This window comes from Rhodopseudomonas sp., assembly GCF_036404135.1.
Taxonomy (GTDB): Bacteria; Pseudomonadota; Alphaproteobacteria; order Rhizobiales; family Xanthobacteraceae; genus Rhodopseudomonas_A.
In genome coordinates this window covers 14,138-36,944 of record NZ_DASWPE010000131.1, presented here as the reverse complement: position 1 = coordinate 36,944, position 22,807 = coordinate 14,138, and the positions used below count along the sequence as shown (strand labels likewise).

The 22,807-nt window shown below is 65.6% G+C and carries 25 protein-coding genes; 9 read left to right on the top strand and 16 right to left on the bottom strand.

The features are described 5' to 3' along the window. Positions 1 to 49 precede the first annotated feature (49 nt). Positions 50 to 1,657: an oleate hydratase gene (locus VGC77_RS16460; protein ID WP_331172642.1), complete on the bottom strand. Its 1,608-nt coding sequence runs from the start codon at positions 1,655 to 1,657 to the stop codon at positions 50 to 52. Between the two features lie 277 nt (positions 1,658 to 1,934). Between VGC77_RS16460 and VGC77_RS16455 the strand changes: the two genes are divergently transcribed. From VGC77_RS16455 to ybgC, 4 genes are all read left to right on the top strand, one after another. Continuing rightward, the gene (locus VGC77_RS16455; protein ID WP_331172641.1) at positions 1,935 to 2,129 is read left to right on the top strand and encodes a type II toxin-antitoxin system VapB family antitoxin; all 195 of its coding nucleotides are present in this window, start codon (positions 1,935 to 1,937) and stop codon (positions 2,127 to 2,129) included. Positions 2,130 to 2,252: 123 nt separating this feature from the next. Next, positions 2,253 to 2,456, top strand: coding sequence for a hypothetical protein (locus VGC77_RS16450; protein WP_331172640.1), 204 nt, complete (start codon positions 2,253 to 2,255; stop codon positions 2,454 to 2,456). Positions 2,457 to 2,458: 2 nt separating this feature from the next. After that, complete coding sequence (locus tag VGC77_RS16445) at positions 2,459 to 2,614, top strand: hypothetical protein (RefSeq protein ID WP_331172639.1); 156 nt, start codon at positions 2,459 to 2,461, stop codon at positions 2,612 to 2,614. Between the two features lie 6 nt (positions 2,615 to 2,620). Next, entirely contained in the window at positions 2,621 to 3,064 is a 444-nt protein-coding gene (ybgC, locus tag VGC77_RS16440) for a tol-pal system-associated acyl-CoA thioesterase (RefSeq protein WP_331172638.1), read from the top strand. A 16-nt stretch (positions 3,065 to 3,080) separates the two neighbouring features. Here the strand turns inward: ybgC and VGC77_RS16435 are convergent, their stop codons facing one another. The 12 genes from VGC77_RS16435 to coxB form a co-directional block, all read right to left on the bottom strand. Beyond that, complete coding sequence (locus VGC77_RS16435) at positions 3,081 to 3,755, bottom strand: hypothetical protein (RefSeq protein WP_331172637.1); 675 nt, start codon at positions 3,753 to 3,755, stop codon at positions 3,081 to 3,083. Positions 3,756 to 3,848: 93 nt separating this feature from the next. Then, positions 3,849 to 4,436: a GNAT family protein gene (locus tag VGC77_RS16430; RefSeq protein WP_331172636.1), complete on the bottom strand. Its 588-nt coding sequence runs from the start codon at positions 4,434 to 4,436 to the stop codon at positions 3,849 to 3,851. Positions 4,437 to 4,492: 56 nt separating this feature from the next. Next, a complete protein-coding gene (locus VGC77_RS16425) occupies positions 4,493 to 5,782 on the bottom strand; it encodes a pitrilysin family protein (RefSeq protein ID WP_331172635.1) in 1,290 nt (429 codons plus the stop codon). Then, positions 5,779 to 7,197, bottom strand: a complete 1,419-nt coding sequence (gene thrC / locus VGC77_RS16420) for a threonine synthase (RefSeq protein ID WP_331172634.1) — start codon at positions 7,195 to 7,197, stop codon at positions 5,779 to 5,781. The genes VGC77_RS16425 and thrC overlap by 4 nt, the downstream gene beginning before the upstream one ends. A 103-nt stretch (positions 7,198 to 7,300) precedes the next feature. After that, entirely contained in the window at positions 7,301 to 8,086 is a 786-nt protein-coding gene (locus VGC77_RS16415; RefSeq protein WP_331172633.1) for an SURF1 family protein, read from the bottom strand. Next, complete coding sequence (locus tag VGC77_RS16410; protein WP_331172632.1) at positions 8,083 to 8,481, bottom strand: DUF983 domain-containing protein; 399 nt, start codon at positions 8,479 to 8,481, stop codon at positions 8,083 to 8,085. The genes VGC77_RS16415 and VGC77_RS16410 overlap by 4 nt, the downstream gene beginning before the upstream one ends. Positions 8,482 to 8,571: 90 nt before the next feature. Beyond that, positions 8,572 to 9,429 carry a cytochrome c oxidase subunit 3 gene (locus tag VGC77_RS16405; RefSeq protein ID WP_331172631.1) on the bottom strand — a complete coding sequence of 286 codons (858 nt, stop codon included), beginning with the start codon at positions 9,427 to 9,429 and terminating at the stop codon, positions 8,572 to 8,574. Positions 9,430 to 9,595: 166 nt separating this feature from the next. Beyond that, the gene (locus VGC77_RS16400) at positions 9,596 to 10,219 is read right to left on the bottom strand and encodes a cytochrome c oxidase assembly protein (RefSeq protein ID WP_331172630.1); all 624 of its coding nucleotides are present in this window, start codon (positions 10,217 to 10,219) and stop codon (positions 9,596 to 9,598) included. Between the two features lie 16 nt (positions 10,220 to 10,235). Continuing rightward, entirely contained in the window at positions 10,236 to 10,415 is a 180-nt protein-coding gene (locus VGC77_RS16395; RefSeq protein WP_331172629.1) for a CoxF protein, read from the bottom strand. Positions 10,416 to 10,426: 11 nt separating this feature from the next. After that, a complete protein-coding gene (locus VGC77_RS16390) occupies positions 10,427 to 11,368 on the bottom strand; it encodes a heme o synthase (RefSeq protein ID WP_331172628.1) in 942 nt (313 codons plus the stop codon). A 60-nt stretch (positions 11,369 to 11,428) separates the two neighbouring features. Then, entirely contained in the window at positions 11,429 to 13,054 is a 1,626-nt protein-coding gene (gene ctaD / locus VGC77_RS16385) for a cytochrome c oxidase subunit I (protein ID WP_331172627.1), read from the bottom strand. A 58-nt stretch (positions 13,055 to 13,112) separates the two neighbouring features. Next, positions 13,113 to 13,967, bottom strand: coding sequence for a cytochrome c oxidase subunit II (gene coxB / locus VGC77_RS16380; protein WP_331172626.1), 855 nt, complete (start codon positions 13,965 to 13,967; stop codon positions 13,113 to 13,115). Positions 13,968 to 14,353: 386 nt separating this feature from the next. Between coxB and VGC77_RS16375 the strand changes: the two genes are divergently transcribed. From VGC77_RS16375 to lepB, 3 genes are all read left to right on the top strand, one after another. Beyond that, positions 14,354 to 14,935, top strand: a complete 582-nt coding sequence (locus VGC77_RS16375) for an invasion associated locus B family protein (RefSeq protein ID WP_331172625.1) — start codon at positions 14,354 to 14,356, stop codon at positions 14,933 to 14,935. A 281-nt stretch (positions 14,936 to 15,216) separates the two neighbouring features. After that, positions 15,217 to 16,644, top strand: a complete 1,428-nt coding sequence (gene tldD / locus VGC77_RS16370) for a metalloprotease TldD (RefSeq protein WP_331172624.1) — start codon at positions 15,217 to 15,219, stop codon at positions 16,642 to 16,644. Positions 16,645 to 16,685: 41 nt separating this feature from the next. Next, positions 16,686 to 17,468: a signal peptidase I gene (lepB, locus tag VGC77_RS16365; RefSeq protein ID WP_414709687.1), complete on the top strand. Its 783-nt coding sequence runs from the start codon at positions 16,686 to 16,688 to the stop codon at positions 17,466 to 17,468. Positions 17,469 to 17,760: 292 nt separating this feature from the next. On the opposite strand, the gene VGC77_RS16360 is transcribed toward lepB, so the two are convergent. The 3 genes from VGC77_RS16360 to VGC77_RS16350 form a co-directional block, all read right to left on the bottom strand. Further along, positions 17,761 to 18,558 (bottom strand): FkbM family methyltransferase, encoded by a 798-nt coding sequence (locus VGC77_RS16360; RefSeq protein ID WP_331172623.1) that lies wholly within the window; start codon positions 18,556 to 18,558, stop codon positions 17,761 to 17,763. Between the two features lie 403 nt (positions 18,559 to 18,961). Then, the gene (locus VGC77_RS16355; protein WP_331172622.1) at positions 18,962 to 19,558 is read right to left on the bottom strand and encodes a UbiX family flavin prenyltransferase; all 597 of its coding nucleotides are present in this window, start codon (positions 19,556 to 19,558) and stop codon (positions 18,962 to 18,964) included. Next, the gene (locus tag VGC77_RS16350; protein ID WP_331172621.1) at positions 19,555 to 21,087 is read right to left on the bottom strand and encodes a UbiD family decarboxylase; all 1,533 of its coding nucleotides are present in this window, start codon (positions 21,085 to 21,087) and stop codon (positions 19,555 to 19,557) included. The genes VGC77_RS16355 and VGC77_RS16350 overlap by 4 nt, the downstream gene beginning before the upstream one ends. 111 nt (positions 21,088 to 21,198) lie before the next feature. Between VGC77_RS16350 and ubiT the strand changes: the two genes are divergently transcribed. Together ubiT and ubiU are read left to right on the top strand one after the other, a co-directional pair. Next, positions 21,199 to 21,741: a ubiquinone anaerobic biosynthesis accessory factor UbiT gene (gene ubiT, locus VGC77_RS16345; protein WP_331172657.1), complete on the top strand. Its 543-nt coding sequence runs from the start codon at positions 21,199 to 21,201 to the stop codon at positions 21,739 to 21,741. Between the two features lie 3 nt (positions 21,742 to 21,744). Continuing rightward, complete coding sequence (gene ubiU / locus VGC77_RS16340) at positions 21,745 to 22,722, top strand: ubiquinone anaerobic biosynthesis protein UbiU (RefSeq protein WP_331172620.1); 978 nt, start codon at positions 21,745 to 21,747, stop codon at positions 22,720 to 22,722. The last annotated feature ends 85 nt before the right edge of the window (positions 22,723 to 22,807 follow it).

Genomic DNA, 22,807 nt, shown 5'->3' with positions numbered 1-22,807 from the left:
ATCCCCAAACCCGCGCCGCCCTTGGCGCGCGGGCTGAGAGGTCGCAACGTCAGTGCAGCAGCGTCTTGGTGGCGCCGAACAACACCGCGGGGTCGTACTGCGCCTTGTAGAGCGGCGAGACCTGCTTATCGAGGCCGAGCAGCGAATACACCGCGGTCTGCGCGCCGCGCACCGAATATTCCACGGTGAACACCACGTCGTCGGGGATCTCGCAATATTGCCCGATGAAGGCGAGGTTGGTGGTGCCGGCGGGCTTCACCTGCGGCCGGTCGCCCTGCACCCGCGGCATGAACTGGCTGGTGATGTAGGGCATCATGCAGGGGATGCAGTTCGAGGCCTGCAGGATCTGGGTCTTGTGCGCGTCGAACCGCAGGTGGCCGATCAGTTCGGTCATCAGCTCGGCGCCGTTGCAGTCCGACATCTTCTTCTTCACGAAGTTGCCGATCTGGTCGACGAACAGCCCGTAGCCCCAGAACACCTTGATTTGGTCCGGCTGGCCGATGAAATGCGGCTGCGCCGCCAGCACCACCGACATCAGCCAGTTGGAATCGGTGAAGGTGACAAGCCCGCCGGTGCCGGCGACATTGCCGGTGAACTTCTCCATCAGGTCGAAGAAGATCGGATCGGTCATCGTGGTGGTAAACGACAGCCATTTCGATTCGTCGACCTTGCCGTTGAACGCCGCGGGCCGGCCGAATTCTGAATGCTTGGCGACCAGATTTTCCCATAATTGCCAGGAGCCGTCGGTCTTGCCGTCGCGGGCATTGAGCGGCGCCGGCTTCGTCATCGAGCCGAGGCTGGAGGCGGTGGTCATCGAACCGTTGGTGACCAGCACCACGTCATGATCGCCGACCGCGACGGTTTCCGCCGCGCCATTGCGCAGCAGATGCAGCCGCTCGACGCCCTTGCCGCGCGGGCCGTATTTGAAATCGAGGTCGCTGACGCGCACCCCGGTGTCGAACTTCACGCCCTGCGCCGCGAGCCAGCTCGCCACCGGCCGCACGATCGAATCATACTGATTGTACGGCGTGCGGCGCACCCCGCCGAGCGTGTGGATGCGCGGGAATTCCTGGATGAAGCGATGCAGATAGCGCTTCAGCTCGACCGCCGAATGCCACGGCTGGAACGCAAAGGTCGTCACCCACATGTACCAGAAATTGGTCTGGAAGAAAGACGGCTGGAAAATGTCCTCGATCCGCTTGGCGCCCAATGAAGCTTCCGACACCGCGAGCAATTCGATGAGGTCGAGCCGGTCCTGGTTGGAGAATCCCATCACCGAGACGTCGACCTTCTGGCCGCCGCGCACCAGCCGCGCTTTCGATTCCGGAATGTGCTTGTCGTTGAAGTCGTGGATTTCGTCGCTTACGGTCTTGTTCGGATCGCTGAGCGAGGGAATGAACGACAACAGATCGAAGGTGCAGGTATAGGCCTCGTAAGTGAACATCCGGCCGCCGCGGATCACATAGCCCGCCTCGGGCGAGCCGGCGCCGTCGAGGCTGCCGCCGAGCAGCGGGGTCTCCTCGAACACCGTGATATTCGCGCCGGGCAGGCCGCCATCGCGGATCAAATAGGCGGCGCTGGCCAGCGACGCGATGCCGCCGCCGACCAGATAGGCTTTGACGTCGCCCCGCGACGCGGATCGTTCGGAATTGGCCATGAGAGCACCTTTTATTGTTGAGTTCATCGGAGTGATGTCTGCGACGAGGATGAAGTCTGATCATTGCAACGCTCGCGGCGTCGGCCGGGCGGCATGAAAAATCGTCGAATCCATAACGCGGGCGGCGCGATAATGTTGCACTGCCGGAAAGGCCGCGCACCAACGCATTGCGCGCGAGCCGAGCGGACCAGGCGAGGCGCCGCCGCGCGCCCCCGAGACGGCATAGAATCCGGCATCAAATGATGCTATCTTGCAATCTTGGCCGGAGTTGGAAGTGATGCGCACCACCATCGCGATCGATGACGAGTTGTTCGCCAAGGCGCAGCAATATAGCGGGCTCACGAAAAAATCGACGGTGGTCAGGGAGGCGCTGACGGCGCTGGTCGAGCGCGAGGCGGCGCGCCGTTTGGCGCGTCTCGGCGGCAGTGCGCCCGGTGCAAAAGCGCTGCCGCGGCGCAGGCCGAAGGGCTAGAGCCGTTCCGGTTCTGATAGAATCAGAACCGGAGCTCTAGATTGTTATTTTGACGCGTTTTCTTCACGCGAACCGGGCTCCACTTCGCTCGAAAACGCTATAGCCGCTGAGGTGGCAATACTGGTGGATACCTCGGTTTGGATCGACCACTTTCGCAAGTCAGATCCCGTTCTGTCCCGGCTTCTCTACAGCGGCGACGTGGTGATACATCCCTTCGTGATCGGCGAGTTGGTGCTCGGCCGCGTGCCTGGAATCATGAAAATGTTGACGGACTTGCAGGATCTGCCGCAGGCCAGGCGGGCCAGCGATCAGAAACCCTGGCGTTGATCATGGAGCGCAAGCTCTCCGGAGCCGGAATCGGCTATGTCGACGCGCACTTGCTCGCCGCCATCGTGCTGCCCCCGGAAACTCTGCTATGGACGCGCGACAAGCGGCTCAACGCCGCGGCGCAGCGGCTTTCATTGGCCGCCAACTTTCGGGATTGATCGATCATGAACTCGCTCGACGGCGCGATCGGAGACGGCCTGCATCGCATGCAAATCCGCGTCTATTACGAAGACACCGACTTCTCCGGCATCGTCTATCACGCCAACTATCTGCGCTTCATGGAACGGGGGCGGACCAACTATCTGCGGCTGCTCGGCGCCGAACAGAGCGCGCTGTTCGCCGAGGCGCAGAGCGAGGCGCCGGGCTTCGCCTTCGTGGTGCGGGCGATGCAACTCGACTTCCTCAAGCCGGCGAAGATGGACGACGTGCTGGAGATCGTGACGCGGCCGCTCGAGGTGCGCGGCGCTTCGATCACCATGCATCAGCAGGTCAAGCGCGGCGACGCCGTGCTGATCGAGGCCACGGTCAAAGTCGCCTTCGTCGCACAGGGCCGGGCGCGGCCGATCCCGAAGCCGCTGCGCGTGGCGATGGCGGCCGATCTCGGCTGAAGCGGCGCTATTGCGCCTATTTGTGCTTGGTCTTGGGGCGCGGCTCCGGCTTCAGGCCCTGCGGATCGAAGCCGATGTAGAACACGTAAGAATCGCCGGCCGCCGCCGACGGCGCCGGATAGACGATGTCCTCGGCGACCAGGCTGAACGGTTCGTTGCCGTCGGCCGCCATCGCCACTTTGGTCTGATACAGCTTGGTGAAGATGGTCTTAGGCTGCACGCCCTCCTGCACCACCGCGACGCGCAGCGGCACGTCGACGCTGCCCGGCGCGCCGGCCGGGCCGGCGATCACCCGGCCCTGGATGCCGATCTTGGCCTTGATCATGCCCTCGCCGAGATTGCACTCGCGTGCGGTGCGCCCGATCGTCACCTGAAACCGCAGGTCATTGCCGGCGGCGGTCTTGCCGGGCAGCCCGACCGCATAGGTCGAGGCGCCGGGGCGGATGCTGACCTCGGGGCAGGTCAGCTCGGTCTCGGCTTCGGAGGCCGGCGCGCCGCCGCTGGCGGTGCCGCTTTGCGCCGGCTCGGAGGAGCCGCCGAACAGGCTTTTGAAACGGTCGGTGATCGATTGCGCCGACGCCGGCGTCGCCAGCAGGGTGGCAAAAATCGTCAACGCAACCGCGGCGCGCCTCCTCGCGCCGCGCCGCCGCAACGATGCCGCGGCGGTTGTTGTCAGAGCTTGGTCCCGCATCGAAAATCCCCGGATGTCGTGGTCGACTAGCGCCGCCTTATAACAAAGCAATGGCGGCGAACCAAAGGCATCGACACGCCCTGACACACCGGATCAACCGCGAAAATCCTCGTGCAACAGGCCGAACAGCAGATGGTCCTGCCAGACCCCGTTGATGCACAGATAGCGCCGCGCCATTCCCTCGCGGGAGAAGCCGCATTTTTCCAGCACCCGGATCGAGGCGGCGTTGGTGGGAATGCAGGCGGCCTCAACGCGGTGCAGGTTGAGCTCGCCGAACAGCGTCGGCAGCAGCAGGCGCAGCGCCGCGGTCATGTAGCCGCGCCGCGCATGCGGCTCGCCGATCCAGTAGCCGATGGTGCCGGCCTGCACGATGCCGCGCCGGACGTTGGCCAGCGTCACCCCGCCGATCATCTCGCCGTCGGATTCCCGGAACACGATGAACGGATAGGCGCGGTCGCCGGCGATGTCCTCGGCGTAGCGCCGCAGCCTTCGCCGGAAGCCGGAGCGGGTGAGGTCATCGGATGGCCAGATCGGCTCCCACGGTGTCAGAAACCCCCGGCTCTGCTCGCGCAGCTGCGCCCATTGCGGAAAGTCGCCCATCTGCGGCGCGCGCAGCAGCAATCCGTTGCCGCGTGGCGCCAGGGCCGCCGGCCCGCTCGATGGCATCCGAAACAGCGCCATGGACCGAAACTCCCGTTCCATCAACAGATCCGTCGCAAACGTCGCGACGGCTCCGTTCAGTGATAGCTCGGCTTGGCCTTGCCTTGGGTCAAACCTTCGGCAAAACCGACCGCGGTGTCCAGCCCCCGGCCGCTGCCCAGCGCGACCACCGCCGGCCGGCTGCGCGACAACAGCGCGCGCGCCGCCTTGCTGGTCGACTCGACGCTGACGGCGTCGATCTTGGCCACCAGTTCTTCCACCGCCAGCGGCCGGCCATAGGCCAGCATATGCCGGGCGAGCTGCTCGGCGCGCGAGCTGCAGCTTTCCAGCGCCATCAGCAGCCCGGCCTTCATCTGCGCTTTGGCGCGGGAAATCTCGGCCTCGGTCAGAGTCTCGACCGCGTCGTTGATGACGTCGACGATCACTTCCATCATTTCCGGCGCGTCGGCCGGATCGGTGCCGGTGTACAGTCCGAAGAAGCCGGTGTCGGTGTAGGGCGCGTGGAAGGTGTAGATCGAGTAGCACAGCCCGCGCTTCTCGCGGACCTCCTGGAACAGCCGCGACGACATCCCGCCGCCCAGCACGTTGGTGAATACCTGCAGGCTGAACAGCGACAGGTCGGTCTGCGGCAGGCCTTCCAGCGCCAGCGTCAGATGCGCCTGTTCGAGATCGCGATGCACCACCTTGGTGCCGCCGGGCCCGAACAACGCCGGCAGCGGCGCCGGCGCCGGTGCGGCGTCGAAGCTCTTGAAACGGTGCTGTACCTCCTCGACGATCTGCTTGTGGTCGACCGCGCCGGCGGCGGCCACCACCATGTCGGGGCCGCGGTAGTGCTTCGACAGATAGCCCTGCAAAGTGTCGCGGTCGAAGCCCTTCAGAGTCTGCGGCGTGCCGAGCAGCGAGCGCCCCATCGGCTGCTCCGGATAGCACAGCTCGTTGAGGTGCTCGAACACCACGTCGTCCGGGGTATCCTGCGCAGCACCAATTTCCTGCACGATCACGCTCTTTTCGCGCTCGAGCTCGTCGGGCACGAAGGACGGATTGGCGAGGATGTCGCTCAACACGTCGAGCGCCAGCGGCACGTCGTCCTTCATCACCCGCGCGTAATAGGCGGTGGTCTCGGTCGAGGTGCCGGCGTTGAGATCGCCGCCGACCGCCTCGATCTCCTCGACGATCTCGCGTGAGGAGCGTTTGGTGGTGCCCTTGAACGCCATGTGTTCGAGAAGATGCGAGATGCCGTGCTCGTCGGGCTTCTCGTCGCGGCCGCCGACCCCGGTCCACACCCCGAGCGCCGCGGTCTGCAGATGCGGCATGGTGTCGGTGACCACCGTCAATCCGGAGGGAAGCTTGGTGACCTCGACGCTCATCCGGCAACTCCTTGTTTCGCGGCGCGGCTGACCGCAAGCACGTAGTTTTCCACGGCCGTCTGGTCGGGCTTCATGGTGGTGATCTGTTCCGGGCGGGTCATCAGACCTTCCAGCCACAGCGGCAATTCCGGCCGCACGCCGCAGGCCGCCTCGACCGCGTCGGGGAATTTCGCGGCATGCGCGGTGGACAGCACGATATTGGGAATGTTCACGTCGGTCTGGTCGCGATCGGCCACCGCCAGCGCCACCGCGGTATGCGGGTCGACCAGGTCGCCGGCCTCGCGCCAGGCGGTGCGGATCGCGGCCGCAGTCTCCTGTTCGTCGGCGCGGCCGGCGTCGAACTGTTCGCGGATCGCCGCCAGCACTTTGTCCGGCAGCACATAGCGGCCGGATTGATGCAGCGAGGCCATCAACCCGCGCACCAGTGCCGCGTCGCGGCCCGAGGCCTCGAACAGCAGCCGCTCGAAATTCGACGACACCTGAATGTCCATCGAGGGCGACGCGGTGGCGTGCACCTCGCGGACCTCGTGGATTCCGGTTTTCAGGGTGCGTGCCAGGATGTCGTTGACGTTGGCGGCGATGTTCAGCTTGCGGATCGGCAGTCCCATCCGCTTCGCCACATAGCCGGCGAAGATGTCGCCGAAATTGCCGGTCGGCACGGTGAAATCGACGCTGCGCCCGGGCGCGCCGAGCGCCACCGCGCTGGTGAAATAATACACCACCTGGGCGATGATCCGCGCCCAGTTGATCGAGTTGACCCCGGACAGCGCCACCCTGTCGCGGAATTGGTGATGGTTGAACAGCCCCTTCACGATCGCCTGGCAATCGTCGAAATTGCCCTGCAGCGCCAGCGCGTGGACGTTGCGGGAGGCCGACGTGGTCATCATCCGGCGCTGCACGTCGGAGATCCGGCCATGCGGAAACAGCACGATCAGGTCGACATTGTCGCGGCCGGCAAAGGCATCGACCGCGGCGCCGCCGGTATCGCCCGAGGTCGCCACCACGATGGTGATGCGCTGCTGGCGCTTCGCCAGCACGTGGTCCATCAGTCGCGACAACAATTGCATCGCGACGTCCTTGAACGCCAGGGTGGGGCCGTGAAACAATTCCATCACGAACTGGCTGGGCGCGGTCTGGCGCAGCGGCACCACGGCGGGATGCCGGAACGTGGCGTAGGCCTCGTTGGCCATCCGGCCGAGATCTTCGTCGGAGATTTCGCCGCCGATGAAGGGCCGGATCACCTCGACCGCGACCTGCCAATACGGCCGGCCGAAAAACCCTGCGATCGCCTCCGGCGTCAGTTGCGGCCAGAACTCGGGCACGTAGAGCCCGCCGTCGCGGGCGAGCCCGGTCAGCATGACGTCGCAAAAGCCGAGCTTGGGAGCCTCGCCCCTCGTCGAAATATACTGCGTCAACACGTCCTCCAAAGGCGCGCGTTTTCGCCAAGCCCTTGATATTGAGAGAAATTAAATCCACCCGCGGGGGATTCAACGGCACCTTACAATCTCGCCCCGAGCTTCACAAGGAAGCGCTGGCCTCATCGCCGCCGCGGCGCCGGCGCTGCCCGGCGAGCCAGACCGCAAAGGCCATCGCCACCGCTCCGGCTAGGCCGAACCAGGTGATGGCGTATTGCAGGTGGTCGTCCTTCAGATGCACGCCGAGCGGCCCCGGCTTCGGCACGCCTGCCGTCGGCACCGGCGCTTCGAGGTCGATATAGAACGGCGCCACGTCACCCCAGCCCAACATCGCCGCCATCGTGGCGGTGTCGCGGGCAAACCACAGCCGTTTGGCGGGGTCGGGCGCCGGCGTCAGCGCGCCGGGGTGTTCGGGAAACCGCAGATAGCCGGTCAGCGTCACCGCTTCGCCGCTGACCAGCGGCTTTACCGCGCGATCCTCCACCGCGCGGTCCTGCATGGTGTTGGGCACGAAGCCGGCATTGATCACCACGATCGGTCCGCCCGGCAGCCGCGCCGGCAGCATCGCCCAGGTGCCGGGTCCGGACACGTCGTCGCGGATCGCCGAGCCCGAGGAATACACCATGGCGTCGGGCAGCGCGGCATAGCGCGCGGAGAACGCCACGCGGCGGAATTCGTCCTGCGCCGGGGTGAGCTTGGCCCACTCCGCGACCGCCGGCAGTGCGCCGGGCGGCGAAGCCAGCCGCTCGGTGAGCGCTGCGATCAGCGCGTGCTTCTCGACCCGGCGCTGCAATTGCCAGACCCCGAGCGAGGCCAGCAGCGCCACCATCAATAGCGCGATCAAGCCCAGGCCGAGCCGGCCCCGCGGCCGCGGAAGGACGGTGCTCATTTCGGCGCGCGATCCACCAATTGGCCCTCTTGCGCCTTGTGATGGAATTGCAGCGCGATCAATAGCGCTTTCATCGAACGCAGCGGCAGCAGAGTGGTGGCCAGGATCAGCGGTAGCCACAGCGCGGCATGCACCCAGAACGGCGGCTGGTACTTTACCTCGACGATCAGCGCGCAGGCCACCACGATGGCGCCGGCGATCATGATGATGAAGATCGCCGGGCCGTCGCCGCTATCGATAAAGGCGTAGTCGAGCCCGCAAGCCGTGCAACACGGCGCCAAGGTGAGAAAGCCGGCATAAAGCTTGCCCTCGCCGCAGCGCGGGCAGCGACAGGCCAGCCCCCGCAACGCGCTTTGCAGGACGCCGGGGGGACTATCGGATTGCCGGTCGATCATACTGTGCGTCCTTCCCTCTCCACCAAGGGGAGAGGAAAGAAGTTGCGCGTTGCCCTTGTAACACGTCGGCGGTTCGATCGCGCCATATGATCAATGCGCGCCGTGCGCCATGGTCGCGGCGCCGTGGCCCCAGACATAGATGCAGACGAACAGGAATAGCCACACCACGTCGACGAAATGCCAGTACCAGGCGGCGAATTCGAAGCCGAGATGCTGGGTCGGCGTGAAATGTCCGGCATAGGCGCGGAATAGGCAGACGGTGAGGAAGATCGAGCCGACCAGCACATGGAAGCCGTGGAAGCCGGTCGCCATGAAGAAGGTGGCGCCGTAGATGTTGCCGGCGAAGGAGAACGCGGCGTGGCTGTATTCATAGGCCTGCACGCAGCTGAAGGTGACGCCGAGCGCGATGGTGAGGATCAGCCCCCATTTCAGCCCCTTGCGGTCGTTGTGCAACAGCGCGTGATGCGCCCAGGTCACCGTGGTGCCGGAGGTCAATAGGATCAGCGTGTTCAACAGCGGCAGGTGCCAGGGATCGAAGGTCTCGATGCCCTTCGGCGGCCACACCCCGCCGAACAGCGCCTCGCGGGTGGCGTGCACCGGATCGCCGGGAAACAGCGCCGAATTGAAGAACGCCCAGAACCAGGCGACAAAGAACATCACCTCGGAGGCGATGAACAGGATCATGCCGTAGCGGTGGCTGATCTGCACCACGCGGGTGTGGTCGCCCTTGACCTGGGCCTCGCGGATCACGTCGCCCCACCAGCTCGCCATGGTGTAGAGCACGCCGACGGTACCGGCGCCGAACAGGAACGGCGCGCCGGTAAACATGTCGTGCATCCAGGAGACCGCGCCGACCGCCATCACGAAGGCGGAGACCGAGCCGACCGCCGGCCATGGGCTCGGGTCGACGAGGTGGTAGTCGTGGTGCTTGGCGTGCGCCGTGGCCATGGCAGTGTCTCCGTGGGCGGGGCCGGCCGGAGCCGGCACGTGATCGGAAGCGGGCGGGATAGGCTCGGATGCGGCGGGCGCGGACGGCGGGCGATCCGGCGTGCCGGGGTCGATGGCGCTGCCAGCGGCGCTGGGGGAATGCGGTGGCGGATGATCGGTCATGAGCTCACAGCGCCCCCTTGCGGCGGTCCGGCTCGCCGGCGGCCACCGGCTTCGGCGCCGGCGTCCGCACCGGATAGAAGGTGTAGGACAGCGTGATGGTGTTGAGCCCGTCGTTCTCCGGATCGGCGGCCAGCGCTGGATCGACGTAGAACACCACCGGCAACTGCCGGGTCTCGCCGGCGGCAAATGCCTGTTCGGTGAAGCAGAAGCAGTTGATCTTCTGAAAATACGCCCCGACCGTCAGGGGTGCTACGTTGTACGCGGCCTGGCCGGAAGTCTCCTGGTTCGACAGGTTGGTCACGGTGTAGAACACGGTGATCACCTGGCCGATCGGGATTTCGATCTCGGTCTGCTCGGGCTCGAATTTCCACGGTAATCCGTTGACGTTGGAATCGAACCGCACCGCGATCCTGCGGGTCAGCGGCGCCGCACTCGGCGCCGCGGTCGCGACCTGGGTGGTGCCGTTGAAGCCGGTGGCGCGACAGAACCAGTTGTAGAACGGCACCGCAGCGTAGGAGGCGCCAACCATCAGCGCCACCACGAGGCCACAGACCGACGCCACCGCGGCGTCGCGGCCAAGCCCGCGGCGCTTGCCGTCGATACGGTCGGTGCTCGGTGTCTGGGTCATCGCTGCGCGCGCTCCATCACATCGGCCGGACCAGCACGGCGGCGCCCTTTACCATGGTGACGGCGAAGAACAGCACCACCAGCACGCCGAGCGACAGCGCGATGGCGACCGACCGCTCGCGCTGTGATTTCTTCTGCGCCGGGGTCAGCACCACGCCGTCGATGATTTGTCGGTGGGAATGTTGTCGATCGCTCATATTCGCCTCCTTCACGTCAACGCCGCGATCGCGCCGCGGGCGATGACATCGAGCAGCAGCACCGCGAACAGCGCGAACAGGTACAGGATCGAAAAGCGGAACAGGTTGCGGCTGGCGCGCAGCCCCGCGCTGCCATGGCGCTGCCGATACACCCGCAGCGCTAGCAGCAGCATCCAGGCGCCGAGCGCCAACGAGGTCACGCCATAGACCGCGTCGAAATAGCCGAGCGGCCACGGCGCCGCCGCCACCGCTACCAGCACGATGGTGTAGAGCAGGATCTGCAGCCGCGTGGCGTCGGGGCCGGCGGTCACCGGCAGCATCGGCACGCCGGCATGGGCGTAGTCGCCGGCGCGGAACAGCGCCAGCGCCCAGAAATGCGGCGGGGTCCAGAAGAAGATGATGGCGAACAACAGCATCGGCTCGACCGACAGCGAGCCCGCGGCCGCGGCCCACGCCACCACCGGCGGCAGCGCGCCGGCGGCACCGCCGATCACGATGTTCTGCGCGGTCCAGCGCTTCAGCCAGATGGTGTAGATCACGACGTAGAAGAAGATGGTGAAGGCCAGTAGCGCGGCGGCGAACCAATTCACCAGAATGCCGAGCGTGACCACCGAGAAGAACGCCAGCACCAAGCCGAAGGTCAGCGCTTCCGGCCTGGTGATGCGGCCACGCGGGATCGGCCGGTTGGCGGTACGGGTCATCTTAGCGTCGATGTCGTCCTCGTACCACATGTTCAGCGCGCCGGAGGCGCCGGCGCCGACCGCGATGCATAACAGCGCGGTGAATGCCAGCACCGGATGAAAATGCCCCGGTGCCAGCAGCAGGCCGACCAGGGCGGTGAAGATCACCAGCGACATCACCCGCGGCTTCAGCAGCGCGACGTAATCGGCGACGCTGGCCTCGGAGATCCGCGGCGCGGCAAACTCGATGTCGTGACTTTCAACAACCGACAAAGCGCATCTCCCTTTCCATTCCCGGCATCCGGCGTTTGGCGGATGCGTGGCCGCTTCGGCTCAGCGCACCCGCGGCAACACCTCGAACTGATGGAACGGCGGCGGCGACGACAAGGTCCATTCCAGCGTGGTGGCGCCCGGCCCCCACGGATTGTTCGGCGCCTTTTCCTTCTTGATGAAGGCCAGCACCATGCCGTAGAGGAAGATCAGCACCGCGAAGCCGGAAATGTAGGAGCCAATCGAGGAGACGAAATTCCAGCCGGCGAAGGCGTCGGGATAGTCGACGTAACGCCGCGGCATGCCGGCGAGGCCCAAGAAATGCTGCGGGAAGAACACCAGATTGACGCCGACGAAGGTGACCCAGAAGTGCAGCTTGCCAATGGTCTCGTTGTACATGTAGCCGGTCATCTTCGGGAACCAGTAGTACCAGCCGGCGAAGATCGCGAACACCGCGCCGAGCGACAGCACGTAGTGGAAATGCGCCACCACGTAGTAGGTATCTTGCAGCACGCGGTCGACGCCGGCATTGGCCAGCACCACGCCGGTGACGCCGCCGACCGTGAACAGGAAGATGAAGCCGATTGCCCACAGCATCGGCGTCCTGAATTCGATCGAGCCGCCCCACATCGTGGCGATCCAGGAGAAGATCTTCACGCCGGTCGGCACCGCGATCACCATGGTGGCGGCGACGAAATAGGCCTGCGTCGCGCTCGACATGCCCACCGTGTACATGTGGTGCGCCCAGACCACGAAGCCGATAACGCCGATCGCCACCATGGCGTAGGCCATGCCGAGATAGCCGAACACCGGCTTCTTGGAGAAGGTCGAGACGATCTGGCTGATCATGCCGAAGCCCGGCAGGATCAGGATGTAGACTTCCGGATGGCCGAAGAACCAGAACAGATGCTGGAACAGCACCGGGTCGCCGCCGCCTTCCGCCGAGAAGAAGGTGGTGCCGAAATTGCGGTCGGTCAAAAGCATGGTGATGGCGCCGGCCAGCACCGGCAGCGCCAGCAGCAGCAGGAACACGGTGACCAGGATCGACCACACGAACAGCGGCATCTTGTGCAGCGTCATGCCCGGCGCGCGCATGTTGAAGATGGTCGTGATGAAATTGATCGCGCCGAGGATCGACGAGGCGCCGGCGAGATGCAGCGCCAGGATCGCGAAATCGACCGCCGGCCCGGGATGGCCGGAGGTCGACAGCGGTGCGTACATCGTCCAGCCGGCGCCGACGCCGTTCGACGACGGCTCGCCCTCGACGAAGGTCGAGGTGAGTAGCAGCGCGAAAGACGCCGGCAGCAGCCAGAACGACACGTTGTTCATCCGCGGAAACGCCATGTCCGGCGCGCCGATCATCAACGGCACGAACCAGTTGCCGAAGCCGCCGATCATCGCCGGCATCACCATGAAGAAGATCATGATCAGGCCGTGCGAGGTGACGAACACGTTGTAGGTGTGGCTTTCGTGGAAGATCTGCACCCCGGGATACATCAGCTCGACGCGGATCGCGATCGACATCGCGCCGCCGATCAGGCCGGCGATGATCGCGAAGATCAGGTACATGGTGCCGATGTCTTTGTGGTTGGTGGAATAGACGTAGCGCCGCCAGCCGGTCGGATGCGCGTGGGCGTGGTGATCGGGAATGTGTTCGTCGTGAGCAACCCGTGCGGCTTCCATTACCATTTTTGTTATCCTGCCTTGCGGTCGTTCGAATCGTGCGGTTCGGGCGTTGCGGCGTGGCTCATTGCGCGGCTGCGCCTGCGGAGGCCAGCGAGGAGTTGCCGGCGCTGGCGGCGAGCTGTTTCTTCTTCCAGCTGGCGTAGTCCTCGTCGCTGACGACGTTGATCACGATCGGCATGAAGGCGTGGTCCTTGCCGCACAGTTCGGAGCACTGGCCGTAGAACTTGCCTTGCTTGGTCGCCTTGAACCAGGTCTCGTTGAGCCGGCCGGGGATGGCGTCGATCTTGATGCCGAAGGCGGGAATCGCGAAGGAGTGGATCACGTCGTTGGCGGTGGTCTGCACCCGCACCACCTTGTTGACCGGCACCACCACCTCATTGTCGACTGCGAGCAGCCGCGGCGGGGTCGGCGTGATCTTGGAGCGTTCCTCGTCGGTCAGCATGATCGAGGTGAAGTCGATCTTGTCGTCGGGGTAGGAGAACGCCCAGTTCCACTGGTTGCCGGTGGCCTTGATGGTGAGGTCGGCTTTCGGAATCTCCAATTCCTGAAACAGCAGCCGGAACGACGGCACCGCCACCGCGACCAGGATCAGCACCGGGATGATGGTCCAGGCCACCTCGATCAAAGTGTGGTGGGTGGTTTTCGACGGCACCGGATGCGCCTTGGCGTTGAACCGGACCACCACGGTGACCAGCAGCGCCAGCACGAACAGCGTGATGCCGATGATCAGCCAGAGCAGGAAATTGTGGAACCAGATGATGTTGTCCATCACCGGGGTGGCGGAGTCCTGCAGTCGGATTTCCCAGGGGGAGGGCTGGCCCAACCCGGCGAACGCCACGCCACCGGCCGAAATTGCAATCGCTGCGATAACCAGACTGAACGACAGCCGGCCGATCCGGCCTCTCGACATCTTCATGTCGCGCGCACTCCCTGTGATCACTTCTTCAATCTCGCTGAACCGCGAGAGTTGCGTAGGCGCTCACAAATCGGCGAACTTTGATATGCGAACGCTTCTTATTCCTTTTCTCAAACCATAATTTCCGCCCCCTCGCAATGCAGGATTGGACTTTCGGCGTAGGATCGCCGAGGTTTGTGCAGGGCTGCGTCGCGATGCCCGGCGCGGCCGCGGTCGGTACGCCGATGTGTGAACCATGCTTGACAGGCGCGCCGCCCGTTGTAGGCACTGGCCGAGCTTGCCGCTGCCGCCTGATTCGCGGCGCGGCCAGGCAATGCGGTGCCTTGGTGGCGCCGTGTTTGCCGTATCAGTCCGCCGTATCAGTCCATTGACCGGATCGTCATGCCATGGGATCGACCCTGATGGGCCTTTCGAAATTGCAGCGCCAGGATGAGCGCCAGGAAATCCGTCAGCGCGCGGCGCCGCGGCGGCGCTGGCTGATCGCGGCCTTGCTCGGTCTGGCGCTTGCCGGGTTCGGTGCGGGGGCCGCGGCGCAGGCGCAGGGCGCGGTGCGCTCGGTGCATGGCGACTGGCAGATTCGCTGCGACACCCCACCCGGCGCGCAATCCGAGCAATGCGCACTGATCCAGAGCGTGGTAGCTGAGGACCGTTCGAACGCCGGCCTCACAGTGATCATCCTGAAGACGGCGGATCAGAAGAGCAAGCTGATGCGGGTGGTGGCCCCGCTCGGCGTGCTGCTGCCCTCCGGGTTGGGGCTGAAGCTCGACAACGCCGATGTCGGCCGCGCCGGCTTCGTGCGCTGCCTGCCGAACGGCTGCGTTGCCGAAGTGGTGATGGACGACAAATTGCTCGGCCAGCTGCGCACCGCCAAGACCGCGACCTTCATCATCTTCGAGACCCCGGAAGAAGGCATCGGCTTCCCGCTCAGCCTGAACGGGATCGGCGAGGGCTACGACAAGCTGCCGTAGCGGCTGTACCGCTCTGGACCCATTCGCAGCGCGCTCTGACTCGTCATCCTGAGGCGCCCGAGCAACGCGAGGGCCTCGAAGGATGACGCCGCGAGGCAAGTGGATCGCGCGGTCCGCCCGCAGCCCGTCCTTCGAGACGCCCGGCTTCGCGCTCCGCGCTTCGCCGGGCCCTCAGGATGACGCGGAAATCGGGTCATGGCCCGATGCCGCCTCTTGGTGGCCCCTCGCGGAACGCTCGCACAACACCTATCTTGGGAGCCAGACCCAAGGGAACAGCGCCCATGACCGATTCCACGTCCACCTCGCTTCTCGACCGCGCTAAGCTCGACCGCGACGCCGTGCGCGGGGAAATCGCCCGCGGCCTGAAGGGCGCCGACGACGGCGAGTTGTTCCTGGAATATCGCCAGTCCGAAGCCCTGATGTTCGACAACGGCCGGCTGAAACAGGCGACCTACGACACCGCCCAGGGTTTTGGCCTGCGCGCGGTGAAGGACGACGCGGTCGGCTATGCCCACGCTTCCGACATGTCGCTGAAGGCGCTGATCCGCGCCGCCGACGCGGTGGCCGCGGTGCGCGGTGGCTATAGCGGCAATCTGGCGGCGGCGCCGGCGCACAGCAATGTGCGGCTCTATGGCGACGACAATCCGCTGGAAGCCCCGGGCTTCGAGGCCAAGGTCAAGCTGTTGGCCGAGATCGACGCCTATGTGCGCGAAAAGGACCCGCGGGTGCGGCAGGTTTCGGTGTCGCTCGGCGCCTCCTGGCAGGTGGTGGAGATTTTACGCCCGGACGGCGAGAGCTATCGCGACATCCGCCCTTTGGTGCGGGTCAACGTCTCTGTGGTCGCCGGCCAGGGCGACCGCCAGGAGAGCGGCAGCAAGGGCTATGGCGGCCGCGAGGGCTATGCTTGCTTCATCGAGACCAAGGCCTGGCGCGACGCCGCCGACGGCGCGATCCGCGAAGCTTTGGTCAATCTCGAATCGGTGCCGGCGCCGGCCGGCGAGATGGACGTGGTGCTCGGCCCCGGCTGGCCCGGCGTGATGCTGCACGAGGCGGTCGGCCATGGCCTGGAGGGCGATTTCAACCGCAAGCAGACCTCGGCGTTTGCCGGCCTGATGGGCCAGCAGGTCGCGGCCAAAGGCGTCACCGTGGTCGATGACGGCACCATTGCGGCGCGCCGCGGTTCATTGTCGATCGACGACGAGGGCACGCCGACCAGCCGCACCGTGCTGATCGAGGACGGCATCCTGGTCGGCTACATGCAGGACCGCCAGAACGCCCGGCTGATGAGCATGGCGCCCACCGGCAACGGCCGCCGCGAAAGCTACGCGCATCTGCCGATGCCGCGGATGACCAACACCTACATGACCGAAGGCGCGCGCGATCCGGCGGAAATTCTTGCCTCGGTGAAGCACGGCATCTATGCGGCGAATTTCGGCGGCGGCCAGGTCGATATCACCTCGGGCAAATACGTCTTCCAATGCACCGAGGCCTACCGAATCGAAAACGGCAAGCTCGGTGCGCCGCTGAAAGGCGCGATGCTGATCGGCAATGGTCCGACCGACCTGCATCGCATCTCGATGATCGGCAACGACGTGCAGCTCGACTCCGGCATCGGCACCTGCGGCAAGAACGGCCAGGGCGTGCCGGTCGGTGTCGGCCAGCCGACGCTGCGGATGGACCGTATCACCGTCGGCGGCACCGGCTCATGAGCATGATCCCGAAAAGTCGATCGCGGATTTCGGAGAACACCATGCTCCAGCAACACCCCCTGCAAAGCCATCCGATGATGGCGACGGCGCGGCGCTGGTCGTCGCAGCTGGTGCAGCTCGCCGCGGTGGTCGCGGTGGTGCTTCTCGCCAAGGGCGCGATCGCCGAGCCGTTCTACGTGCCGTCGGCCTCGATGGAGCCGACGCTGTTGATCGGCGACGCGCTATTGGCGTCGAAATTTCCCTATGGCTATTCCTCGGCCTCGCTGCCGATTCACGTCCCGGTGCCGCAGACCGGACGGCTGTTCGGCGCGACGCCTTCGCGCGGCGACGTCGTCGTGTTTCGCTGGCCGGGCGACCGCGCCCAGGTCTGGGTCAAGCGCGTCATCGGGCTGCCCGGCGACCGCATTCAATTGCGCGAAGGCCAAGTCTGGATCAACGGCGTCGCCGCGTCGATCAAGGCCGACGGCATCGGCGCGGCCGAGGACGACAATGGCGGCACCGAGCCGGCACGGCGCTATGTCGAGACGCTGCCCGGCGGCGTCGCGCATCCGGTGTTCAAGCTGTTCGACAACGGCCGGCTCGACAACACGCCGGAGATCACCGTGCCGGCGGGCCGGCTGTTCGTGATGGGCGACAACCGCGACAATTCCGCCGACAGCCGGGTGCCGGTGAGCCAGGGCGGCGTCGGGCTGCTGCCGCTCGACAATCTGGTCGGTCGCGTCGATTCGGTGGTAGGCTCCTGGGACCCCGGCGTCCGCAGCCAGCCGGTCGCCACTTGGCTGTCCGGCTTCCGCGTCGCACGGTTCTTTACTGGCGTGCATTGAGCGGGGTAGCGCCTCGCGCCGCCTGAGTGCGATCGATTTGGTGGAAACGGTCTGACTGTTACGCCCAATCAGAAACGAGGCGTCATTCCGGGGCGCGAGCAGCTTTAGCTGCGAGCGAACCCGGAATCTCGCAACACAACGCGCACCTGTCGCGCGCGCGCCGACTGCGCCTGCAGCAGGATTCCGGGTTCGCTCGGGCTTTCGCCCTCGCGCCCCGGAATGACGCCTTTCAACTGATGAAGCGCATCGCCGCGATCAGATCATTTGCTCGTCGTCGCAATCGCGACCGCGGCTACCCGCAATTGATCTGCCCGATCGCCGGGTCCGAGCCGTGGATCGCCAGCAGATTGAGCCCCATCGGAAACACCTGATAGCCGAGCCCGCCGACGAAATCGCGCAATTCGGTTTCGTTGGATTTGATCTTCTCGATCATCAGTTGCGGCCGGAACTGGCGTAGCGAGGCTTCGGCGCCGGTCAGCGCCTCGATCTCCATGCCTTCGATGTCGATCTTGATGAAATCGAGCCGCGGCAGCGCTAGGCCGTCGATGCACAGCATCTTGGTTTCGACCGTCGCGGTGTCGGAATAGTCGATCTCCTGGCCGATATATTCGGTGGTTTCGCGCTTGCGGATCTCCAGGCTGCCGAAGCTCGACGGCACCAGGTAGTTCGGTTTCGGCACCCGGATGTGACCGTCCTTGGCGCCGACCGCTGCCCACAGCGCCCGCGCATTCAGGCAATTGTTCAGCGTGATATTGCCGGCCAACGCATAGAACACCCGTTCCTGCGCCTCGATCGCGATCACCTCGCCCCAGCCGTGCATCAGCGCCGCCCATTCGATGCTGTGGACGCCGATATTGGCGCCGCAATCGATCGCCACCACGCCGTCGCCGAAGTGCTTGCGCCGGGTCAGCAGCAATTGCCGCGCGATGTTGACCTCGTCCGGATCGAACGCCGAGCGGGTCAGCAGTTGATAGCCGACACCGAAACCGCCGCCCGGCGTCAGCCGGTAGTCGAAGCGGTTGACCAGCATCGATCCATGCGCGGTGGACAGCATCACGAAGGCGGCGGGGCGCGCGGTGGAAGCGTTCATCGGCAGGGGGACCTTGTGCAGAGAGGGGCTGACACAGTCGCAGCGGGGGGCGGTGGGAAATCACAAAAGGCGGGCACGCGCGCCGTTTCGCGCATCGTCGATTATACGCATCAGCTGCGTGAATCAGGCGCAGAGCGCGTCGACCAACAATGACCAGTCATTCCGGGGCGCGAGCAGCTTTGCTGCGAGCGAACCCGGAATCTCGCAACGCACGCCGACTCTCTTGCGCGGCGGCATTGCACCCGCAGCGAGATTCCGGGTTCGCTCGGGCTTCCGCCCTCGCGCCCCAGAATGACATATTCCTATCTGCGGGGGCCACCCGACGAAAAAAGAGCAACGCGGTGAGCGGTTGGTCAGCGCAGCGAAACAGCGCGACGCTCCCACCGCCCGGCACACCGCGCCGCTACGGGCAGGTCGGCGGGGTGTCGTCGCTCCATTCCGGCGGCGCGGCGCTGAGCTCGTCGAGGCCCAGAAGCCCGATGGCGCGCAGCGCCATGTGGTCGATCATTTCGCTTAAAGATTGCGGCCGCTGGTAGAACGCCGGCGCCAGCGGCGCGACGATCGCGCCATATTCGGTGACGGCCGCCATCGAACGCAGATGGCCGAGATGCAGCGGGCTTTCCCGCACCAGCAGGATCAGCTTGCGGCGCTCTTTCAATTGCACGTCGGCGGCGCGGGTCAACAGCGTGTCGAGATTGCCGGTGGCGATTGCCGACAGCGAGCGGATCGAGCACGGCGCCACGATCATCCCGGCAGTGCGGAACGAGCCCGACGCGATCGAGGCGCCGATCTCGTCGATGTCGTGGTGGCGGTCGACCAAGTCGGCGGTGCGCGCCAGCGCGCTGGCGCCGACCTCATGGGCGATGGTGCGCTGCGCCGCGCGGGTGACGACGAGATGGATCTCGCACGCGCCGGTCGAAGCCAAAAGTTCGACGATGCGGATGCCGACCGCGGCGCCCGAGGCGCCGCTGATGCCGACGATGACGCGCGGGATGCTCATCGCGCGATTCGGCGCAGCGCCGGCGCCGCCGCGGGGCCGAGCCCGAGCGACGACCACATCGCGTCGACCCGCGCCACCACCGCTTTGTCCATGGTCAGCACCTCGCCCCATTCGCGCTGCGTCTCGGCGCCGATCTTGTTGGTGGCGTCGATGCCGAGCTTGCCGCCGAGCCCGGATTTCGGCGAGGCGAAGTCGAGATAGTCGATCGGGGTGTCGGTGATCGACACCATGTCGCGCGAGGTGTCTGAGCGGGTCGACACCGCCCACATCACGTCGGCCCAGTCACGCACATTGATGTCGTCGTCGACGATGATCAGAAGCTTGGTATAGCTGAACTGCGGCAGCATCGACCACAGCCCCATCATCAGCCGGCGCGCCTGGCCGGGGTAGCGCTTTTTGATCGAAGCCACCGCGATGCGGTAGGAGCAAGCCTCCGGCGGCAACCAGAGGTCGACGATTTCCGGAAACTGCCGCTTCGCCACCGGCAGGAAGATGTCGTTGAAGGCCTCGCCGAGCCGCGACGGCTCGTCCGGCGGCCGCCCGGTATAGGTCGACAGATAAACCGGGTCCTTGCGGGTGGTGATCGCGGTGACGGTCAGCACCGGAAACTGCTCGACCGAATTGTAATAGCCGGTGTGGTCGCCGTAAGGCCCCTCCGGCGCAGTCTCGGTGGCCGAGACGATGCCCTCGATGACGATCTCGGCGTCGGCCGGCACTTGCAGCGGCACGCTGACGCAGGGCGTCAGCACCGGGCGCTCGCCGCGCAACAGCCCGGAGAATTTGATTTCGGAGAGGTCTTCCGGCAGCGGCAGCACGGCTGCGAGAATCATCGCCGGGTCGGCGCCGATCACGATCGCCACCGGCATGTCGCGACCCTGCTTCTGCCATTGGTGGTGATGCTTGGCGCCGCCGCGATGCGCCAGCCAGCGCATGATCAGGCGGTCGCGGCCGAGCACCTGCATCCGGTAGACCCCGACATTGTCGGCGCCGCCGTCGTCCTCCGGCGGCTTGGTGAACACCAGCCCCCAGGTGATCAACGGCGCGGGCTCGTTCGGCCACGGAATCTGCACCGGCAGCCGGCCGAGGTCGATCTCATCGCCGCGCCAGATCACACTTTGCACGGCGGCGGTTTTGGCGGTCTTCGGCCGCATCGCCAGCGCGGCGCGGGCCATCGGCAATTTGCTGAGCGCGTCGGACAGGCTCTGCGGCGGCACCGGGGCGCGCATTTCGGCCAAGGCCTCGCCGAGTTCGCCCAATTTGTCCGGGGTAATGCCGAATCCGCAGGCGACCCGTTCCACGGTGCCGAACAGGTTGACCAGGATCGGCATCTCGGACGGCGTGCCGTCGGCCTTGATCGGGTGTTCGATCAACAGCGCCGGGCCGTTCTCGGCCAGCACGCGGCGGTGGATTTCGGTGAGATCATGCACCACCGACACGGGTCTGCGGATTTTGACCAATTGACCGCGGGACTCAAGATACGCCATGAACGCGCGTAAGTCCGGGAAGGGCGGTTTAACGCGGTTCAGCATGTGTTCTCCGTGGGACAGCACTGGTCAGCACGCAGCCCAGGTGCTGTCTTTGATCCTGCGCAAAGAACTTCCTTCCCCGGCAATGGTAACGAGATCATTCAAAGGTGGCCCATGTCGGTATCCAATTCTTCCGTCACAAGGATGCCAGTGCCGCTTGCGCTGGCGGCGCGCGTCCTGCCGCTGTTGCCATTGCAGGTGTTGCTGAACATCTGCCTCGGCGAAATCCGTTCACGGCATCCCCGCATTTTCGATCGTCTCGGTTCGCACACCAGCAAGCGGTACGGGCTCGATCCCACCGACTTGCCGATTTCCTTCGTGCTGGAGCCGCGGCGAATGAACCCGCGAATCACCGCGGTGCGCAACCTGCCGTCCAATCTCGACGCCCGCATCGCCGGGCCGCTGTCGGCGCTGATCGGCATGACCGACGGCTCCTATGACGGCGACGCGCTGTTTTTTTCGCGCGACATCCATGTCGACGGCGACATGGAGGCGGTGGTGGCGCTGCGCAATGCAATCGACGATTCCCGCGTCGATTTTCTGTCTGAATCGGTGGTCTGGCTCGGGCCGCTCGCAGCGCCGATCGAACGGCTGCTGCGGAGCATCGTCGGCTCCTCGTCGCTTCGCCACGAGATGGGCGCCGGAAGCGGAGGATAATCCATGGAATTGATTTGCCCGGCGGGCACTCCGTCGGCTCTGCGTGATGCGGTGGCGGCGGGCGCCGACGCGATCTATTGCGGCTTCAGCGACGAGACCAACGCGCGGAATTTCCCGGGGCTGAATTTCAGCCGCGTGGAAATGGCCGAATCCATCGCCCATGCCCATGACGCGGGCGCCACGGTGCTGGTCGCGATCAACACCTTCGCGCGCGCCGGCGGTTTCGAGCTGTGGCAGCGCGCGGTCGACGACGCGGTCGACGCCAAGGCCGACGCCTTGATCGTCGCCGATGTGGGCGTGATGGAATATGTGGCGCGGGCCCATCCGCAGCAGCGGCTGCACGTCTCGGTGCAGGCCGCCGCCGCCAATCCCGACGCCATCCAGTTTTACGTCGACCGCTTCAATGCCAAGCGCGTGGTGCTGCCGCGGGTGCTCAGCGTGCCGGAGATCGCCGCGATCGCCAAGGCGGTGAAGTGCGAGACCGAAGTGTTCATCTTCGGCGGGCTGTGCGTGATGGAAGAGGGGCGCTGCTCGCTGTCGTCCTACGCCACCGGCAAGTCGCCGAACATGGACGGGGTGTGTTCGCCGGCCAGTCACATCCAGTACCGCGAAGAGAACGGCATGCTGGTGTCGCGGCTCGGCGAGTTCACCATCAACAAATTCGCCAATGGCGAGGCCGCGGCCTATCCGACGCTGTGCAAGGGCCGCTACCAGACCTCCGAGGGCGCCGGCTATCTGTTCGAGGATCCCTCCAGCCTCGACGCCACCACGATGCTGCCGGAGCTGAAGAAGGCCGGGGTGTCGGCGCTGAAGATCGAGGGCCGCCAGCGCGGCCGCGCCTATATCGAGCGGGTGGTGCGCACCTTCCGTCAGGCGCTCTCCGCGCTCGACGAGGGCCTGCCGATTCCGAGCGATGCGTTGCGCGGGCTCAGCGAAGGCCAGTCGACCACGGTCGGCGCCTACAAGAAGACCTGGCGCTGAAGACTGGCGATCATCATGCGGCGGCCGTGACGGCCGCCGAGCAAGAACTGGCGACACGAGAACTGGCGATCACGGCGATGGGCGA

Bases quoted from the DNA above. Each gene is read 5' to 3' on its own strand.
- VGC77_RS16460 (WP_331172642.1), bottom strand. From the start codon at position 1,657: ATGGCCAATTCCGAACGATCCGCGTCGCGGGGCGACGTCAAAGCCTAT.
- VGC77_RS16455 (WP_331172641.1), top strand. From the start codon at position 1,935: ATGCGCACCACCATCGCGATCGATGACGAGTTGTTCGCCAAGGCGCAG.
- VGC77_RS16445 (WP_331172639.1), top strand. From the start codon at position 2,459: ATGGAGCGCAAGCTCTCCGGAGCCGGAATCGGCTATGTCGACGCGCAC.
- ybgC (WP_331172638.1), top strand. From the start codon at position 2,621: ATGAACTCGCTCGACGGCGCGATCGGAGACGGCCTGCATCGCATGCAA.
- VGC77_RS16435 (WP_331172637.1), bottom strand. From the start codon at position 3,755: ATGCGGGACCAAGCTCTGACAACAACCGCCGCGGCATCGTTGCGGCGG.
- VGC77_RS16430 (WP_331172636.1), bottom strand. From the start codon at position 4,436: ATGGCGCTGTTTCGGATGCCATCGAGCGGGCCGGCGGCCCTGGCGCCA.
- VGC77_RS16425 (WP_331172635.1), bottom strand. From the start codon at position 5,782: ATGAGCGTCGAGGTCACCAAGCTTCCCTCCGGATTGACGGTGGTCACC.
- VGC77_RS16415 (WP_331172633.1), bottom strand. From the start codon at position 8,086: ATGAGCACCGTCCTTCCGCGGCCGCGGGGCCGGCTCGGCCTGGGCTTG.
- VGC77_RS16410 (WP_331172632.1), bottom strand. From the start codon at position 8,481: ATGATCGACCGGCAATCCGATAGTCCCCCCGGCGTCCTGCAAAGCGCG.
- VGC77_RS16405 (WP_331172631.1), bottom strand. From the start codon at position 9,429: ATGGCCACGGCGCACGCCAAGCACCACGACTACCACCTCGTCGACCCG.
- VGC77_RS16400 (WP_331172630.1), bottom strand. From the start codon at position 10,219: ATGACCCAGACACCGAGCACCGACCGTATCGACGGCAAGCGCCGCGGG.
- VGC77_RS16395 (WP_331172629.1), bottom strand. From the start codon at position 10,415: ATGAGCGATCGACAACATTCCCACCGACAAATCATCGACGGCGTGGTG.
- ctaD (WP_331172627.1), bottom strand. From the start codon at position 13,054: ATGGTAATGGAAGCCGCACGGGTTGCTCACGACGAACACATTCCCGAT.
- coxB (WP_331172626.1), bottom strand. From the start codon at position 13,967: ATGAAGATGTCGAGAGGCCGGATCGGCCGGCTGTCGTTCAGTCTGGTT.
- VGC77_RS16375 (WP_331172625.1), top strand. From the start codon at position 14,354: ATGGGATCGACCCTGATGGGCCTTTCGAAATTGCAGCGCCAGGATGAG.
- tldD (WP_331172624.1), top strand. From the start codon at position 15,217: ATGACCGATTCCACGTCCACCTCGCTTCTCGACCGCGCTAAGCTCGAC.
- lepB (WP_414709687.1), top strand. From the start codon at position 16,686: ATGCTCCAGCAACACCCCCTGCAAAGCCATCCGATGATGGCGACGGCG.
- VGC77_RS16360 (WP_331172623.1), bottom strand. From the start codon at position 18,558: ATGAACGCTTCCACCGCGCGCCCCGCCGCCTTCGTGATGCTGTCCACC.
- VGC77_RS16355 (WP_331172622.1), bottom strand. From the start codon at position 19,558: ATGAGCATCCCGCGCGTCATCGTCGGCATCAGCGGCGCCTCGGGCGCC.
- VGC77_RS16350 (WP_331172621.1), bottom strand. From the start codon at position 21,087: ATGCTGAACCGCGTTAAACCGCCCTTCCCGGACTTACGCGCGTTCATG.
- ubiT (WP_331172657.1), top strand. From the start codon at position 21,199: ATGTCGGTATCCAATTCTTCCGTCACAAGGATGCCAGTGCCGCTTGCG.
- ubiU (WP_331172620.1), top strand. From the start codon at position 21,745: ATGGAATTGATTTGCCCGGCGGGCACTCCGTCGGCTCTGCGTGATGCG.